The 15,248-nt window shown below is 72.7% G+C and carries 12 protein-coding genes; 4 read left to right on the top strand and 8 right to left on the bottom strand.

Going from position 1 to position 15,248, the window contains the following annotated elements; translation table 11 throughout:
- Positions 1-5: 5 nt before the first annotated feature.
- Positions 6-1,841: an endonuclease/exonuclease/phosphatase family protein gene (locus DT019_RS07835; RefSeq protein ID WP_114035900.1), complete on the bottom strand. Its 1,836-nt coding sequence runs from the start codon at positions 1,839-1,841 to the stop codon at positions 6-8.
- 321 nt (positions 1,842-2,162) lie between these two features.
- Between DT019_RS07835 and DT019_RS07840 the strand changes: the two genes are divergently transcribed.
- Positions 2,163-3,620 carry a hypothetical protein gene (locus DT019_RS07840; protein WP_114035901.1) on the top strand — a complete coding sequence of 486 codons (1,458 nt, stop codon included), beginning with the start codon at positions 2,163-2,165 and terminating at the stop codon, positions 3,618-3,620.
- A 73-nt stretch (positions 3,621-3,693) separates the two neighbouring features.
- On the opposite strand, the gene DT019_RS07845 is transcribed toward DT019_RS07840, so the two are convergent.
- From DT019_RS07845 to DT019_RS07860, 4 genes are all read right to left on the bottom strand, one after another.
- Entirely contained in the window at positions 3,694-4,461 is a 768-nt protein-coding gene (locus DT019_RS07845) for an SDR family NAD(P)-dependent oxidoreductase (protein ID WP_114035902.1), read from the bottom strand.
- Positions 4,462-4,581: 120 nt separating this feature from the next.
- Positions 4,582-5,805, bottom strand: coding sequence for a beta-ketoacyl-[acyl-carrier-protein] synthase family protein (locus DT019_RS07850; RefSeq protein WP_114035903.1), 1,224 nt, complete (start codon positions 5,803-5,805; stop codon positions 4,582-4,584).
- A gap of 122 nt (positions 5,806-5,927) precedes the next feature.
- Positions 5,928-7,136, bottom strand: coding sequence for a TerD family protein (locus tag DT019_RS07855; RefSeq protein ID WP_114035904.1), 1,209 nt, complete (start codon positions 7,134-7,136; stop codon positions 5,928-5,930).
- Between the two features lie 99 nt (positions 7,137-7,235).
- Positions 7,236-8,045, bottom strand: a complete 810-nt coding sequence (locus tag DT019_RS07860) for an NAD-dependent epimerase/dehydratase family protein (RefSeq protein ID WP_114035905.1) — start codon at positions 8,043-8,045, stop codon at positions 7,236-7,238.
- Between the two features lie 263 nt (positions 8,046-8,308).
- Between DT019_RS07860 and DT019_RS07865 the strand changes: the two genes are divergently transcribed.
- From DT019_RS07865 to DT019_RS07875, 3 genes are all read left to right on the top strand, one after another.
- Positions 8,309-9,298 (top strand): 5-dehydro-4-deoxyglucarate dehydratase, encoded by a 990-nt coding sequence (locus tag DT019_RS07865; RefSeq protein ID WP_114035906.1) that lies wholly within the window; start codon positions 8,309-8,311, stop codon positions 9,296-9,298.
- On the top strand, positions 9,295-10,437 hold the full coding sequence (locus DT019_RS07870) for a hypothetical protein (RefSeq protein WP_114035907.1): 1,143 nt from the start codon (positions 9,295-9,297) through the stop codon (positions 10,435-10,437). Before DT019_RS07865 ends, DT019_RS07870 begins: the two co-directional genes overlap by 4 nt.
- 454 nt (positions 10,438-10,891) lie before the next feature.
- A complete protein-coding gene (locus DT019_RS07875; RefSeq protein WP_114035908.1) occupies positions 10,892-11,680 on the top strand; it encodes an HAD family acid phosphatase in 789 nt (262 codons plus the stop codon).
- Positions 11,681-11,752: 72 nt separating this feature from the next.
- Here DT019_RS07875 and DT019_RS07880 read toward each other — a convergent pair whose 3' ends face one another.
- The 3 genes from DT019_RS07880 to DT019_RS07890 form a co-directional block, all read right to left on the bottom strand.
- Positions 11,753-13,213 (bottom strand): peptidoglycan D,D-transpeptidase FtsI family protein, encoded by a 1,461-nt coding sequence (locus tag DT019_RS07880; RefSeq protein WP_114035909.1) that lies wholly within the window; start codon positions 13,211-13,213, stop codon positions 11,753-11,755.
- A 64-nt stretch (positions 13,214-13,277) separates the two neighbouring features.
- Positions 13,278-13,931, bottom strand: coding sequence for a response regulator transcription factor (locus DT019_RS07885; protein ID WP_114035910.1), 654 nt, complete (start codon positions 13,929-13,931; stop codon positions 13,278-13,280).
- On the bottom strand, positions 13,928-15,148 hold the full coding sequence (locus DT019_RS07890) for a sensor histidine kinase (RefSeq protein WP_114035911.1): 1,221 nt from the start codon (positions 15,146-15,148) through the stop codon (positions 13,928-13,930). The genes DT019_RS07885 and DT019_RS07890 overlap by 4 nt, the downstream gene beginning before the upstream one ends.
- Positions 15,149-15,248 lie beyond the last annotated feature (100 nt).

The raw sequence follows: 15,248 nt of genomic DNA on the forward strand, positions 1-15,248 counted from the left end.
CGCCGCTACGGGCGGAAGCGGATGACCTGCGGGTCGTGGTCGCTGGTCTGGTTCGCGAACTCCGCGTTGACGTGCACGCTGTCGTAGTCGAAGTCCCGGATGGCGGGGCTGGTCAGCACCTGGTCGAGGACCTGGGTGTTGCCCTGGTACACGTAGGAGTAACGCTCCTTCTTCGGCAGCGACCGGTAGGCCGAGCGCAGCGCGCCGCCGTCCTCCAGGGCCTTGGTCGTGCCCGAGAAGTCGAAGTCGTTGATGTCGCCGACGGCCAGCACCTTGGCGTGCTTGTCGACCGCGAGCAGCTGCTTCACGAAGGCGTTGACGGCCTGCGCCTGCTGGAGCCGCTTGGTCTCCGAGGAGCGCGGCACCGGCTGGTGCTGCGAGAGGAGGCTCTCGTCGCCGCCCTTCGACGCGAAGTGGTTGGCGATCACGAAGACCGTTTTGCCCTTGAAGACGAACTCGCCCGCGAGCGGCTTGCGGCTGTCCGTCCACGCCGGGTTGGCCGGGTCGATCCGGCCGGGGGAGAGGGTGAGGGCCGGGTGGCCCTTGGTGCCGGTGACTCCGACGGCCGTCCTGTAGTCGCCGCCGGGGCGGTCGGTGAAGGAGACGCGCGCCGGGTTGTAGAGAAAGACCTGGCGGATGTTGCCGCCGGGCTCGCCGCCGTCCTTGTCGTTCTCCGGGGCGATGGACCGCCACTGGTAGGCCGGACCGCCCGCCGCGAGGATCGCGTCCGTGAACTTCTTCACGGTCGCCGAGGCGTCCACCGTGCCGTCGTCCTTGGCGCCGTTGTTGTCCTGGATCTCCTCCAGGGCCACGATGTCCGGCGAGGCGAGGTTGGTCACCACGCCCTGGGCCAGCGCGTCGAACTTCGACTGCGGGTCGCCCGGGTCCAGGTTCTCCACGTTGTACGTGGCGACCGCCAGCTCGCCCGTGCGCTGCTTGCGGGTGATCTCCCGCTTGAGCCCGTTGTCCTTGACGGTGCCGAGGGTGCGCGCGGCGATCGTGTAGCCGCCGAACTGGTTGAAGTCCAAGGGACCCTCGGTGGTGCCGGTCAGCGTGTCGCCCACGTTCGCGCTGGGGAAGGGCTGCTTCGCGGTCGGGATCAGGCTCTGGACCTGGAGCCGGCCGGTGTTCTGGTCGTGGTACGAGGAGTAGAGCGAGCCGCCGCGCGGCGTCCGGTTCTCCTGCGGCTTCACCGTGACCCACAGCTCCGAATGCGGGTCCGTGGCGCCGACGACCCGCGAGGAGCCGATCCGGACGTTCATGCCCTCCAGGGACTCGTAGTAGTCCGTGGCGTACTTCTTCGGCTGGAGCGGGAGGCCGTTGACGCTGTTCCCGGCCGCCGGGTCGCCGTTCGGCGTGTACCGGTCGGGCACCGTGCGGGCCGTGATGACGACCGGGGCGGGCACGGCGTTGCCCGAGGAGAGGACGGTGACGGTCGGCTTGGAGAGCTGGGTCAGCGACTGGTTGCCCGAGGCCACCCCGCCCGGCACGTACTCCGTGACGGTGGCGGAGACCTCCACCGCGTCGCCCACCGCCACGGTCGGGTTCGAGCCGGTGAAGACGAAGATGCCCTCGCTGGTGGCGGGGTTCTGGTCGGGCTTGGTGTCCTGGAACCAGAAGCCCTTGGAGGAGCCGTAGGCGCGCACGCCGGTGACGACACCGGTCACGCCGGCGACCTGCTGGCCCGCCAGCGGGGATATCCGGGTGGTGCCCTGGATGTCATGGATCTTCGCCTGCACCGGAGCGGCGGTGGCCGCCTGCGAGGAGGCGGCGCCGACCAGTCCGGCGGCGAGCGCGGTGGCGACCAGGGCGGACACGGCGGCGGTTCTGGGAACGGGCATGCAGGCTCTCCGGAGGTGATGAGGGAATCGCGCCGGGGAAGGACGCGCGCGGCGGTGCGGTTCTACGCGCGTCAATCTCTTGTCTGGGGTGGGGAGTTGTCAAGAGGTTCCGGGTGGACGGGAACCGACGGGGACGTGAACCGTGGGGAGCGCGGCGCGGCGGCGGCGAGAGGCGGGCCGCGTCCGGCGGGGGCGGGCGCCGGGTGCGAGGACCGGCGCGACGAAAGCCGATGAAATGCGTCTACGCTGGGTGCCGCTCAACCATCGCTGACCCAGCGCGACCCAGAGCGCCCAGACCGTACGGCCGAGGAGTACCCCCAGATGTCCGGAGACCGCCCCACCCTGCCGCCGGTACGGCTGAACTCCGAGGCGGAGCTGGCCCGGGACGCGCTGTCCGCCCCGCTGCTCGCCCGCGCCGTACGGCTGGCCCGCTGGGCCGGACCCGACACCCGGGTCGGCGCCGGCGGCGAACTCGTCGAGGAGCAGCTGCCCGCGGCCGCCGCCGCACTCGGCCTGGGCGACGACCAGGACGGTCCCGCGTACGCGAGCGAGGCCTGGCGGGTCGCGGTCGACACCGGGCTCGTCGAGGTCGAGGACGCTCCGGAGCACCCGGGCGAGGGCGACGAGGACGCCGAGGGCACGGCCTCGGCGGGTGACAACCTCTCGGTGCTCACCTCCGGTTCGCCGCACGACGTGCTGGCCATCTGGCTCGACGCCTTCGACGTGGTCTTCGCGGACGCCACCGCGCCGATGATCGACGACTTCGCGGACCTGGTGGGCGAGGACGGCGAGATCGACTTCGAGCGCCTGGAATGGGACCCGGAGGAGGAGGCCGACTTCCTGGAAGGCGTCCTCGGCAACCTGTACCTGCTCACCGTCAGCGAGGGCGGCGCCCCCGAAGGGCCGGTGCCGCTGCCCGCGCTCGCCGCCTCGATGATCGTCCCGGACGACATGGGCGAGCCCACCGACGACATCCTGGAGCAGGTCTCCGACGCGATGATGCGGCTGGACGACCAGTTCCGGCTCCTGGAGCCGATCGGCCTCGTCGAGTACGAGCCCGTCGACGAGGCCCTGATGGCCGAGGTCGGCGACGAGCCCGCCCCGCCGGTCGACGACGAGGACGTCTCCCGCTACGGCATGGTCCGCCTCACCCCGCTCGGCCTCTACGGCGTGCGCGCCCGGATGCTGGAGGCGGGCGTGGACGCCCCGGCCGTCGGCGACCTGGCCGACAAGGGCGCGGACGCGCTGCTCGACGGCATCGCCTACTTCCCCGAGCTCTCCGCGCGCGCGGAGACCGAGCAGTGGCTGGACCGGCGCGAACCGGCCGACGCGGCGCGGGAGTTGCTCACCGCGGCCCGGGGCGGCGACGAGGGCGGGCCGCTGCGCCGGCTGCACTGCCAGCAGGCGCTCGCCCTGACCGGGGCCTCCGCCGAGCCCGCCGTGCGCGAGGTGCTGCCCGACCCCGAACTGGGCGGCCTGGCCCGGGTCTGGCTCGCCGAACGCGGCGCCCCCGACGTGCCGCCGCCGTCCGAGGCGATGATCTTCTGGCTGGCCATCGACACCATCGCCGCGCAGCTGGCGGTGGAGGGCGATCTGGAGGAGCTCCAGGAACTCGTCGAGGGCCTGGTCGGACAGCACAGCGGGTTCTTCGACGCGGCCTGGCGGGTGGAGCACCCCGCGACCGCGGACGTCCTGGAGGCGATGGGCCGGCTGCACCCGGACAAGTCCACCGCCAAGGAGGCCCGCAAGGCCGCCTTCAAGGCCCGCTCCCGCGCCTGATCCCCGGAGACGGGCGGGGCCCGCCGACGCGGACCCCGCCCGCCCCTTCTCCTGATGTTCTCCTGAGGGCGCATCAAGTGCGCAGGTACGACGCCCCGTTGAGGTCGAGCACCGCGCCCGAGGACCACTGGGCGAGCGGCGAGGCCAGCCAGCGCACCGCCTCCGCGATCTCCTCGGCACCCGCGACCCTGCCGAACGGCGACTGCGCCCGGATCGACTCGCCCTCCGTCCCGCTCAACCGCCCCGCGACGCGTTCCGTCTCGAAGAAGCCGGGCGCGACCGAGGCGACCCCGATGTCGTACGGGGCGAGCGAGACGGCGAGCGACTGGCCGAGCGCGTGGACCGCCGCCTTGGTGGCGCCGTAGGCGGGGTGGTCGGGCTCCCCGCGGAACGCGCCGCGCGAGCCGATGTTGACGATCCGGCCGCCCGTGCCCTGCTCGATCATCCGGGACGCGGCGAGATGGCTGAGGTTGGCGGTGGCGAGGAGGTTCACGCTCACGTGCCGCTGCCACAGCTCGGCCCACTCCTCGTACGGGGTGTCCGCGAGCGGGTGGGGGAGGTTGACGGCCGCGTTGTTCACCAGGACGTCGATGCCGCCGAGCGCGTCGGCGGCGGCGTCGGCGACCCGACGGGCCCCGGCGGGGTCGGTGAGGTCGCCTCCGACCAGCACGTGCCCGTCCCCCTTCAGCGAGTCGAGGGTGGCGCGCGCCTCCTGCTCCCTCGACCCGAAGTGCACGGCCACGCGGTCCCCGTTGGCCGCGAACGCCTGGGCGACGGCGCGGCCGAGCCCACGGGAGGCCCCGCTGACGAGGACGCGTCGGTCGGTGGACGGCAGGTTCATGAACTCTCCCCAGGCAGAAGGCGGTTGCCCTGCCGTTATACGGGCCCCCGCCAGACCCCGCCCCGCGGGCCCCGGGGAACTGGGACCCGCCCGCCTTCGCGGAGACGACCGGGGTCCAACTCAGGCGGTGGCGCGGCCGAGGACCAGGCTCACGTTGTGGCCGCCGAACCCGAAGGAGTTGGCGAGCGCCGCGTCCCAGGAGCCCGTACGGTTGGCGCCCGCCGCCACGTCGAGCTCGACCGCCGGGTCGAGGTTCTCCAGGTTGCGGGTCGCGGGCACGGTGCCGTCGCGCAGCGCGAGCAGCGCCGCGATGGCTCCCACCGCGCCGGACGCGCCCAGCATGTGGCCGGTCATCGACTTGGTGGCCGTGACCACCGGGTGGGTGCCGATGGCCTTGGCCACCGCCTCCGCCTCGGCGACGTCGCCCGAGGGGGTGGAGGTGGCATGGGCGTGCACCACACCGATGTCCGAGGGGCCCCGCCCGGCGTCCCGCAGCGCCGATTCGATCGCCCGGACCTGACCGGCCACGTCCGAGGCCGTGATGTGGTCCGCGCTGGAGGTGACGGCCGCCCCGGCCACCGACCCGTACACCCGCGCCCCCCGGGCCCGCGCGAATCCGGCCCGCTCCAGGACGACTACGCCCGCGCCCTCGCCCATCACGAATCCGCTGCGGTCCGCGTCGAAGGGCCGGGACACCGACGCCGGGTCCTTGTCCTCGGTGGACAACGCCTTCATCTGCGCGAACGCGGCGATGGTGAACGGGTGCAGACAGGCCTCGGTGCCTCCGGCCACCACCACGTCGGCCCGCCCCGCGCGGATCAGGTCGAGCCCCATCGCGATCGCCTCGGCGCCGGAGGCACAGGCGCTGACGGGCGTGCGGGCGCCGCCCTGCGCGCCGAGTTCCATGGACACCCAGGCGGCGGGACCGTTCGGCATGAGCATCGGCACGGCGTACGGCGAGAGCCGCCGGGCTCCGCCCTGCTCGAAGGTGTCGTCCTGGCCCAGGGTGGTCAGCACGCCGCCGGTGCCGGTGCCGATCACCACGGCGAGCCGCTCCGGCGCGACCTCGGGGGCGCCCGCGTCGCGCCAGGCCTCCCGGGAGCTGATCATCGCGAGTTGTTCACAACGGTCAAGCTTGCGTGCCTCGACCCGGGCGAGCAGCGAGAGCGGGTCCACGGCGAGACTGGCGGCCACCCTGACCGGCAGCCCGATCCCCCACGCCTCCTCGATCAGGCCGACCCCCGAGACCCCGCCCAGCATCCCTTCCCAGGTGGTGGCGGCATCGGCGCCGATCGGGGTGATGGCACCGAGTCCGGTGACGAGTACTTCTCCAAGATCGCTCATGGTTCGACTCTGCCAGCGCGGGGGGCTCCGCGTGGATGGGGCGGACGCAGCGATTTGTCCTGCGGGGGTTGTGGGGTTCTTACAGGGGTGGGCCGGGGCGCGGGCAGCCCCGGCCACCCTCCCTAGAGCGCCTCCGCCCCCGGCTTCACCATGCCGCGGGCCGTGCGGGACTTCGCGAAGGTGCCCAGGGCTGTCATCTCCCACTCGCCGGAGAACTGCCTGATCAGTTTTGCCATCATGACGCCGGTCTGCGGCTCCGCCCCGGTCAGGTCGAAGCGGACCAGTTCCTCTCCGCTCGTCGCGTCGACCAGGCGGCAGTACGCCTTGGCGACCTCCGTGAACTTCTGGCCGGAGAAGGAGTTGACGGTGAAGACCAGGCCCGTGGCCTCGGCGGGGATGCGGCCGAGGTCGACCACGATCACCTCGTCGTCGCCCGCGCCCTCGCCCGTCAGGTTGTCGCCGGAGTGCTTGATGGCGCCGTTCAGGATGGACAGTTTGCCGAAGTAGCAGGTGTCCAGGTGGTTGCGCTGCGGGCCGTAGGCGATCACCGACGCGTCCAGGTCGATGTCCTTGCCCCGGAAGGCGGGCTCCCAGCCGAGACCCATCTTGACCTGGGAGAGCAGCGGGCGGCCGCCCTTGACCAAGGAGACGGTCTGGTTCTTCTGGAGGCTGACCCGGCCCTTGTCCAGGTTGATCTTCCCGCTTCCCGAGGGGGTGGGCGCGGGCGCGGCCGGAGCCGGGGCCGGGGTCGCCGGGGCCGGGGCGGCGAGGCGCGGGTCGGCCGGAGGGGCGGCCGGAACGGGGGGCGCGGCGGCCGGGGCCGCGGGCTCCTCTTCGACCGTGACGCCGAAGTCGGTGGCGATCCCGGCGAGGCCGTTGGCGTACCCCTGGCCGACCGCCCGGGCCTTCCAGGCGCCGCCGCGCAGATAGATCTCCATGACCACCAGGGCGGTCTCGGTGCCCAGCCGGGGCGGGGTGAAGGAGGCGATCACGCTGCCGTCGTCGCCGTTGCGCACCGTGGCCGTGGGCTCGATGCCCTGGAAGGTCTGGCCCGCCGCGTCCGGACTCGCGGTCACCACGATCTTCTCGATGCCGGGCGGCACGGCCGAGGTGTCCACCACGATCGCGTCCGGCGCCGTGCCGCCGCCGGAGCGGTGGCTGACGCCGGGGCCCTGCGGCTGGTTGTAGAAGATGAAGTCGTCGTCCGAGCGCACCTTGCCGTCGGCGGTGAGCAGCAGGCCCGAGACGTCGAGCCGCACGGGGGCGGCGACGTCCACCGTCACGCGGGCGGTCGGAAGCGGAAGGTTCGAGCCGGGGGTCATTGCGGTCATGCTCCGGGAACGACCGGCGCCGCTTTGCGGTTCCTTGAACCTCCCCCGGATTCGCGGCGCCTCCTCCGCGCACGTCCGCGCGCTCCGCGGCGGACGACCTCAGTGCGGCCAGATCGGCGGGTCGGTGGTGAAGTGGCCGCCGAGGCGGGCGTGGTCGGGCCTGGCCGGGTCGAGCTCGCCCTGCTCGGCGACGAGCTTGGCGGCGTACTGCTCGGAGTCGTCCCGCGGCTCGTACCCGAGCGCCCGGGCCGGCGAAAGGTCCCACCACAGGCGGGTGTTGGCGGACGAGCCGTAGACCACGGTGTGCCCGACCCGCTCGGCGCCGAGCGCGGCGTGGAAGAGGCGGGCGCCGTCGTCGGGGCTCATCCAGACCGACAGCATGCGTACGGAGGTGGGCTCCGGGAAGCAGGAGCCGATGCGCACCGAGACGGTCTCCAGGCCGTGCTTGTCCCAGTAGAACTGCGCGAGGTCCTCGCCGAAGGCCTTGGACAGGCCGTAGAAGGTGTCGGGGCGGTGCGGGGTGGAGACCGGGATCAGCGGGTCCGTGCCCTGGGGGCGGGGGGTGAAGCCGACCGCGTGGTTGGAGGAGGCGAACACGATCCGCCGCACGCCCTCCTCGCGCGCCGCCTCGTACAGGTGGTACGTGCCCTCGATGTTGGCCCGCAGGATCTTGTCGAAGGGGGCCTCCAGGGAGATGCCCGCGAGGTGGAGCACCGCGTCCACGCCGCGGACGGCCTCGCGCAGGGCGTCCCGGTCGGCGAGGTCGGCGGTGATCGCCTCCGGTTCACCGGGGATCGGCAGCACGTCCAGGAGCCGAAGCTCGTAGCCGTACGCCGGGAGCAGCCCCCGCATCAGGGTGCCGAGCCCGCCGGCGGCGCCGGTGAGCAGGACGGTGCGGGGCACGGGCATGGGCTCTCCTCAGGGGTGCGGGGCGGCCGTGCGGAGCCCGCAGGCCGGCGGGCCGCTGCATCCATGGACGCCATTCACATGGGCGGACACGCTAAGGAGAGCGGCCGAACTCCGTCAAGGGGCTCGCGCGGGTGTCGAATCCGCCTGTATGTCAAGGCTGTTCGGGTTGACCGGCCCGGAGGTGCGGGCATAGCGTGGCGGCGTTCAGAGATATGGACGACAGTCAGAATTGTGCACGACGGTCCTTGCCCAGGGAGCAGCCCGTGACCTCAGCCCCGCTCGCCGCCCGTCTCACCCACGCCGAGGGGCCGCTGTTCTTCCCCGTGACCGCGTACGGGCCGGACGGCGGCCTCGATCTCGACGTCTTCCGCGTCCATGTGCGCGAAGGGATCGAGGCCGGTGCGGCCGCCGTGTTCGCCTGCTGCGGCACCGGGGAGTTCCACGCCCTGACTCCCCAGGAGTTCCGGTCCTGTGTCGCCGCGGCCGTCGAGGAGAGCGCGGGGCGGGTCCCCGTGGTCGCCGGGGCCGGATACGGCACGGCCCTCGCCGTCCAGTACGCCCGGCTCGCGGAGGAGGCCGGCGCCGACGGGCTGCTCGCGATGCCGCCCTACCTCGTCGTCACCGACCAGGCGGGACTGCTGCGCCACTACACCGAACTGGCCGCCGCCACCTCCCTGGACGTCATCGTCTACCAGCGCGACAACGCGGTCCTCGCGCCCCGGACCGCCGTCGCGCTCGCCCGCGTCGACGGCGTCATCGGTTTCAAGGACGGCCTCGGCGACCTCGACCTGATGCAGCGGATCGTCAGCGCCGTACGAGCGGAGGGCCTCGATCCGCTGTACTTCAACGGGCTGCCCACCGCCGAACTCACCGCCCTCGCCTACCGCGGCATCGGCATCACCCGCTACTCCTCCGCCGTCTTCTGCTTCGCCCCCGACATCGCGCTGGCCTTCCACCGGGCCCTCGTGTCCGGCGACGGCGCACTGGCCAACCGGCTCCTCGACGGCTTCTTCGTGCCGCTCGTGGAACTGCGCAACCAGGGCCGGGGCTACGCCGTTTCGCTGGTCAAGGCCGGGGTGCGGCTCGGCGGCCTGGATGTGGGCGAGGTCCGCCCGCCGCTCGGCGAGCCCGACGCCGACCACATCAAGCAATTGGCCGTCCTCATCGAACAGGGGCGGGCGCTGCTGCCGCCGGGCGGGCCGGGCGGGCCGGGCGACGGGAGCGCGGCCGACGCGTCCGGGGCGGGCGCGTGAAGGCCTCCGCGTTCCTCTACCCCTGGGACGTGATCGGCGACCCCGACGCCCCGGCCCGGATCGCGGACCTCGGCGTCCGCCAGGTGACGCTCGCCTCCGCCTACCACTCCACCCGCGCCCTGACGCCGCGTCACCCGGGCCATCGCATCGTCACCGCCGCGTACGCGTCCGTGCTGTACCCGCCGGGCGAACCGTATTGGCGCGGGCGCCGGTTGAGGCCCCACCCGGCCGGTTCCTGGGCACCCGGCGACGCGTTCGGCGCCGCCGCCGAGGCGCTCTCGGCGGCCGGACTCGACGTCCACTCCTGGGTGGTCCTCGCGCACAACTCCCGGCTCGGCGCGGAACACCCCGACACGTCCGTGGTCAACGTCTACGGCGACCGCTACCCGTGGGCGCCCTGCATCGCCCAGCCCCCGGTCCGCGCCTACCTCGTCGCCCTCGCGGCGGAGGCGGCGGTGCGGCCAGGTGCCGGTGGCACGGAACTGGAGTCCTGCGGCTGGTACGGCCTCGCGCACCTGCACGCCCACGACAAGATCGCGGGGGTGCCCCTGGAGGGCGTCGCGCAGTACCTGATGTCGCTCTGCTTCTGTCCCGTCTGCGAGCAGGGCTATCTCGAAGTCGGCCTGGATGCGTCGGAGTTGAGGGTACGGGTGCGGCGTGCGCTGTCGCCGGTGTGGCGGGGCGGGTCGGTGGACGCGTCCGGCGCCGAACTGCTCGCGGCCACACTGGAGTTCCGCGCCCGCGCCGCCCGGGAACTCCAGGAGGCGGCCGTCGCGGCGGTACGGGAGCGGGCCCCCGCGGGGTTCCAGGTGCTGCTGCACGCGGACCCGCGGGTGGAGCGGTGCGGGGCCAACGCGGGGGTGGACCCCGGGCACATCCTCGGGGTGGCCGACGGAGTGGTCGTGCCCTGTGCGGGCGGGCCGGAACTTCTCGCGGCCTTCGCGGCGCGGGGCTCCGCGTTGTCGGTGCTCGCCGCGAATGTCACGGTGGTGGCGGGGCTGGGGGGTTCGCCGTCGTCGCTGGGCGAGGTCGCGGATCGGGTGCGGGGGGTGGGGGCGACGGAGCTGCGGCTGTACCACGCGGGGTTGGCGTCTCGGGGGGACCTGGAGTGCGTGCGTACGTCCGGCGCGGTGGGTTAGCCCCGGCGCGGGATGCGCTGGGGCTCCGCCCCAGACCCCGTTCGCGCCCGAACGGCGCTCGTCCTCAAACTCCCCCAAGGCCTTAAGGGCCAGGGGGGACCCCCATGACGGGCTCAGGTTGCCAGCGCTGAGCCCCCTACAGGGGCGCGGGGAACTGCGCGACCAGCCACGCACGGCGGACGGACGAAAGGGGGTTGGGGGCGCGGGGAACTGCGCGAGCAACCGTGCACGGTCCGCGGACGGATGGGGGTCAAGGGGCGCGGGGAACGGCGCGAGTGACCATGCACGGTCCGCAGCCGGAAGGGGGTTAGGGGCGCGGGGAACTGCGCAAGGCAGGGCCGGGGTGCAGCCGCGGGGTTGGGGGCAGGGGGACTACCCCCGGTAGGACACGGTGCGGCAAAGATTTCCGCGTTTCCCCTGGCGAGCCGCATGTGATGCGCGTAGACAATCCCCCATGCACACCCTTACCAAAGCCGCCGCCGCCACCGCCGCGCTCGCCCTCACCGGCGTCGCCTTCTACGGCGTCGGCGCGGCCTCCGCCGACAACGCCGCGCCGAAGTCGGACCGGGAGATCCCCAACATCACCAAGGTCGAAGACAAGATCAACGCGTATTACGGCGGCACGGCCGACGCCTCGGGCAAGTACCAGGCGTCGCCCACGAGCAACTACGCCAAGCAGGTCGCCGAGATCGAGGCCCGCGCCAAGCGGCAGATCAAGCACGCCGTGGACCACCCGGGGCGGGACGGCCGCAAGCCCGCCATCGTGCTCGACGTCGACGACACGACGCTGCTGACGTACGACTACGAGAAGAAGAACGGCTTCGCCTACAACGACGCGGCCTTCAACGCCTATGTGCAGAGCGCGCAGTCGATCGCCGTGTTCGGCATGCCGGACCTCGTCAACTACGCGGCCAAGAACGGTGTCACGGTCTTCTTCCTCACCGGCCGCGGCGTCTCCCAGCGCGACGCCAGCGCCGCCAACCTCACCAGGGCGGGCTACAACGTGCCCGTCGATGCCGCGCACTTCTTCCTGAAGGACAAGGTCAACCCGCCGGCGTACCTGAGCTGCGGGAAGCCGACCTGGACCTGCTCGACGGTCGACTACAAGGCGGGCACCCGCAAGCACATCGAGTCGCTCGGCTACAACATCGTGGCCAACCTCGGCGACCAGTACACCGACCTCGCGGGCGGCCACGCCGACAAGACGTACAAGATCCCCAACCCGATGTACTTCCTTCCGTAGGGAAGGGTTTCCCCAGGGAAGGCCCCGCTCCGGTCCGGGGCGCTCGCCGTCCAGAGCGCCCCGGACCGGGCTTCACCGCGAGGCGAGCGCGGCCTTCATCATCGCCTGCGCGACCGGGCCCGCCAGGCCGTTGCCGCTGACCTCGGAGCGCTCGGCGTCGGAGTCCTGGATGACGACCGCGACCGCGATCTCCTTGCCGGACTTCGGGTCCTTGGCGAACGAGGTGAACCAGGCGTACGGCTTCTGGGAGTTGTCCACGCCGTGCTGCGCCGTGCCGGTCTTGGCGCCGACCTCCATGCCGTCGATCTTCGCGTTGGTCCCGGTGCCGTCCGTGACCACGGAGATCATCGCGCTGTACATCTGCCGCGCGGTCTTCGAGGACATGATCCTCTTGCCGTCCGAGTCGGCGTACGACTGAAGGGTGCTGCCCTTCGCATCCGTCACCTTGGACACCATGTGCGGCGCGGACAGTACACCGTCGTTGGCGATGGCGGCCGACACCATGGCCATCTGCATCGGGGTGGCCGTCACATCGAACTGTCCGATGCCGGAGAGCGCGGTCGACGCCTTGTCCATGCTCTTCGGATACACACTCGTCGCGGCACGCACGGGGATGTCCAGCCCGGCGTCGTTGAAGCCGAACTTCTCGGACATCGCCCGCACCTTGTCCTGGCCCAGATCCACGGCCATCTTGCCGAAGACGTTGTTGCAGGAGTACTCGAGCGCGGTACGGATCGAGGCGTTCTCGCAGGGCGCGGACGCCGACTCGTTGCGCAGGTCCGTCGCCGTGCCCGGCAGGCGGTACGGATTGGGGCTCGTGGTCTTGTCGTCGATCGAGGAATAGAGGCCGCTCTCCAGCGCCGCGGACGCCACCACCAGCTTGAAGGTGGAGCCCGGCGTCAGCGGCTGGCGCAGTGCGCGGTTGAGCAGCGGCTGGCCCTTGTCCTCGGACAACCGTTTCCACGCGTCGCCGTCGGCCGAGGAGGAGCCCGCGATCTTCGACGGGTCGTAGGAGGGGGTGGAGACCATGCCGAGGACGCGGCCGGTCTTCGGGTCCATCGCGACGGCCGCGCCCTCCTTGCCGCCGAGCGCCTGGTACCCGGCCTTCTGCACCGCCGGGTCGATGGTGGTCAGGACGTCGCCGCCCGCCGCGCGCTCCCGGGTCAGCGCGTCGAAGGGGTTCTGCATGCGCGGGTCGCTGCCGTCGAGGACCTTGGAGTAGATCCCCTCCAGCTGGGTCGACCCGTACACCTGCGAGGCGAAGCCGGTGACGGGCGCGTACATCGGTCCGTCCTTGTAGCTGCGCTGGTAGGCGAGGTCGCCGCTCTTCGTCCTTTCCGATCCGGTGACCGGCGAACCGGCCACGATGATGTCCCCGAGCGGCCGCGCGTACTCCGCGATGGTGTTCCGCCGGTTCAGCTTGTCGTCCGCGAGGGCCTGGCCTTTGTAGAACTGCACATAGGTGGCCCGCCCGAGGAGGGCGAGCACCATCAGCAGACAGAAGACCGAGGCGCGCCTGATTGTCTTGTTCATCCCGTACGCAAGACGGACGGGGCGGACGGCGGAGTTCCGGTTGTCCCGGTTTCTCAGGAGAACTTCATCGGGGCCGGACGAAGCCCGACTCGTAGGCGGCGATCACCGCCTGGGTGCGGTCGCGGGCGCCCGTCTTGGCCAGCACGGCGGCCACGTGGGTCTTCACGGTGGCCGGGCCGACCCCCATCCGCCCGGCGATCTCCGCGTTGGTCAGCCCCGTCGTCATGAGCCGCAGCACCTGCCCCTCCCGTTCGGTGAGCCGGGTCGTCCACGCGGGCGCCGCGGCGGCCGACGCGTGCCGGGCCGCCAGCTCGCGGACCTGCGCGGGGAACAGGAGCGAGTCGCTGCGGGCGACCAGGCGGACGGCCTGGATCAGCTCCTCGGCGGCGGCCCGCTTCAGCAGGAACCCGGCGGCGCCCGCGCGCAGCGCGTCGTACACGTAACTGTCGTTCTCGAAGGTTGTGACCACCACGATCCTCGGCGGCGCCGCGAGCGTGGCGAGGATCTGTTCGGTGGCGCGGATCCCGTCGATCTCGGGCATCCGGACGTCCATCAGGACGACGTCGGGCAGCCGGTCGCGTACGACCGAGACGGCCTCGGCGCCCGTGGTCGCCTCGCCGACGACCTCCAGATCGGGCTCGGCGTCGAGGATCACCCGCAGCGCCGTACGCACCATCCGCTCGTCGTCGGCGATCACGACCCGGGTCGTGCCGCTCATCGCGCACCGCCGAGGGGGAGGCGGGCGCCGAGCCGCCAGCGGCCGTCCTCGGGGCCCGCCGAGGCGTGCCCGCCGAGCAGCGCGGCCCGCTCGGCGATGCCGCGCAGCCCGCGTCCGCCGCCCGGCCGCACCACCGGCGGGGCTCCGGACAGGGGATTCTCCATCACGATGGCCAACTCTCCGCCGCCGACGGCGACTCGCAGGGTGACGGGTGAACTCCCGCCGTGGCGAAGGGCGTTGCTCAGCCCCTCCTGGACGATCCGGTACGCCTCGCGCGAGACCAGCTCGGGCACCGCCGCCGGGTCGCCCTCCAGGGAGTACGTCACCTTCAGGCCGGTGCGGGACAGCAGGCCCTCCAGGGCGGCGAGGTCCGGGGCGGCGAACTCGCCGTCGTCCTGGCGCAACAGGCCGAGCACGGCGTCGAGTTCGTCGACCGTGCGCCGGGTGGTCTCCTCGATGGCGGTGAGCGCCTCGCGCACGAACTCGGGGTCCGAGTCCAGGACGCGGCGGGCCGCGCCCGCCTGGAGGGTGACCGCGCTCAGGGCGTGGCCCACCGAGTCGTGCAGCTCGCGGGCGAGCCGGTTGCGCACGGCCAGTTCGGCCGCGCGCTGCTCGGCCGCGGCGAGGCGGTCGGCGGGGGTCGGCCCCAGCAGCACGGGCGCGAGCCGGGCGAGCAGGGCCCCGGCCGCCGCCGAGCAGGCCGCGAGCCCGAGCAGCATCGCGATCCCGGCGGCCGGGGTGAGCGCGAGGCCCCAGCCGGTGGAGAGCGGGCCCGAGCTGTCGTACGCGCTGTGGCGCAGGCCGGGGAAGGCGGGCAGCACGATCAGGAACACCGCGAACGGGGGCAGCGCCAGGCTCATCCCGCTGAGGATCCCGCCGAGCGCGAGGTGCAGCGTGTACCAGGCCGAGGTGCGCAGCCGGGCGTCCCGGGAGCGGGCGGGCGCGTCGGCGAGGGCCGCCGGGTCCACCCGGCACAACGCCCGCACGCCGAACACGAGCAGCGGCCGGGCGATCGGCACCAGGGCGGAGACCGCGGCGATCGGCAGTGCGACGGCGAACGTGACGAGCGCCAGCGGGAACGAGGTGAAGGGGCTGGTGCCCGCGCTGAAGGAGCCGACGGCGACCGAGCCGACCAGGAAGTACGGCATCAACAGGGCGCCGCCCAGGACCAGATGGACCCAGCGGTGCCGGGCCCGGACGCCGAACAGGGCGCGCATCACGCGGCGCGGTCCGGGCCGGGGGAGCGCGCGGCGGAGAAGGGGGCGCCCATGCCGACGATCATGTGCACAGCGTAGGCGAGGCGCCGGGGCGGGCGCG

The organism is Streptomyces sp. SDr-06 (assembly GCF_003324565.1).
Taxonomy (GTDB): Bacteria; Actinomycetota; Actinomycetes; order Streptomycetales; family Streptomycetaceae; genus Streptomyces.

Excerpts from the sequence above, each read along its gene's own strand:
- DT019_RS07885 (WP_114035910.1), bottom strand. The coding sequence starts at position 13,931 with ATGAGCGGCACGACCCGGGTCGTGATCGCCGACGACGAGCGGATGGTG.
- DT019_RS07890 (WP_114035911.1), bottom strand. The coding sequence starts at position 15,148 with ATGCGCGCCCTGTTCGGCGTCCGGGCCCGGCACCGCTGGGTCCATCTG.
- DT019_RS07860 (WP_114035905.1), bottom strand. The coding sequence starts at position 8,045 with ATGCCCGTGCCCCGCACCGTCCTGCTCACCGGCGCCGCCGGCGGGCTC.
- DT019_RS07855 (WP_114035904.1), bottom strand. The coding sequence starts at position 7,136 with ATGACCGCAATGACCCCCGGCTCGAACCTTCCGCTTCCGACCGCCCGC.
- DT019_RS07835 (WP_114035900.1), bottom strand. The coding sequence starts at position 1,841 with ATGCCCGTTCCCAGAACCGCCGCCGTGTCCGCCCTGGTCGCCACCGCG.
- DT019_RS07880 (WP_114035909.1), bottom strand. The coding sequence starts at position 13,213 with ATGAACAAGACAATCAGGCGCGCCTCGGTCTTCTGTCTGCTGATGGTG.
- DT019_RS07850 (WP_114035903.1), bottom strand. The coding sequence starts at position 5,805 with ATGAGCGATCTTGGAGAAGTACTCGTCACCGGACTCGGTGCCATCACC.
- DT019_RS07875 (WP_114035908.1), top strand. The coding sequence starts at position 10,892 with ATGCACACCCTTACCAAAGCCGCCGCCGCCACCGCCGCGCTCGCCCTC.
- DT019_RS07840 (WP_114035901.1), top strand. The coding sequence starts at position 2,163 with ATGTCCGGAGACCGCCCCACCCTGCCGCCGGTACGGCTGAACTCCGAG.
- DT019_RS07845 (WP_114035902.1), bottom strand. The coding sequence starts at position 4,461 with ATGAACCTGCCGTCCACCGACCGACGCGTCCTCGTCAGCGGGGCCTCC.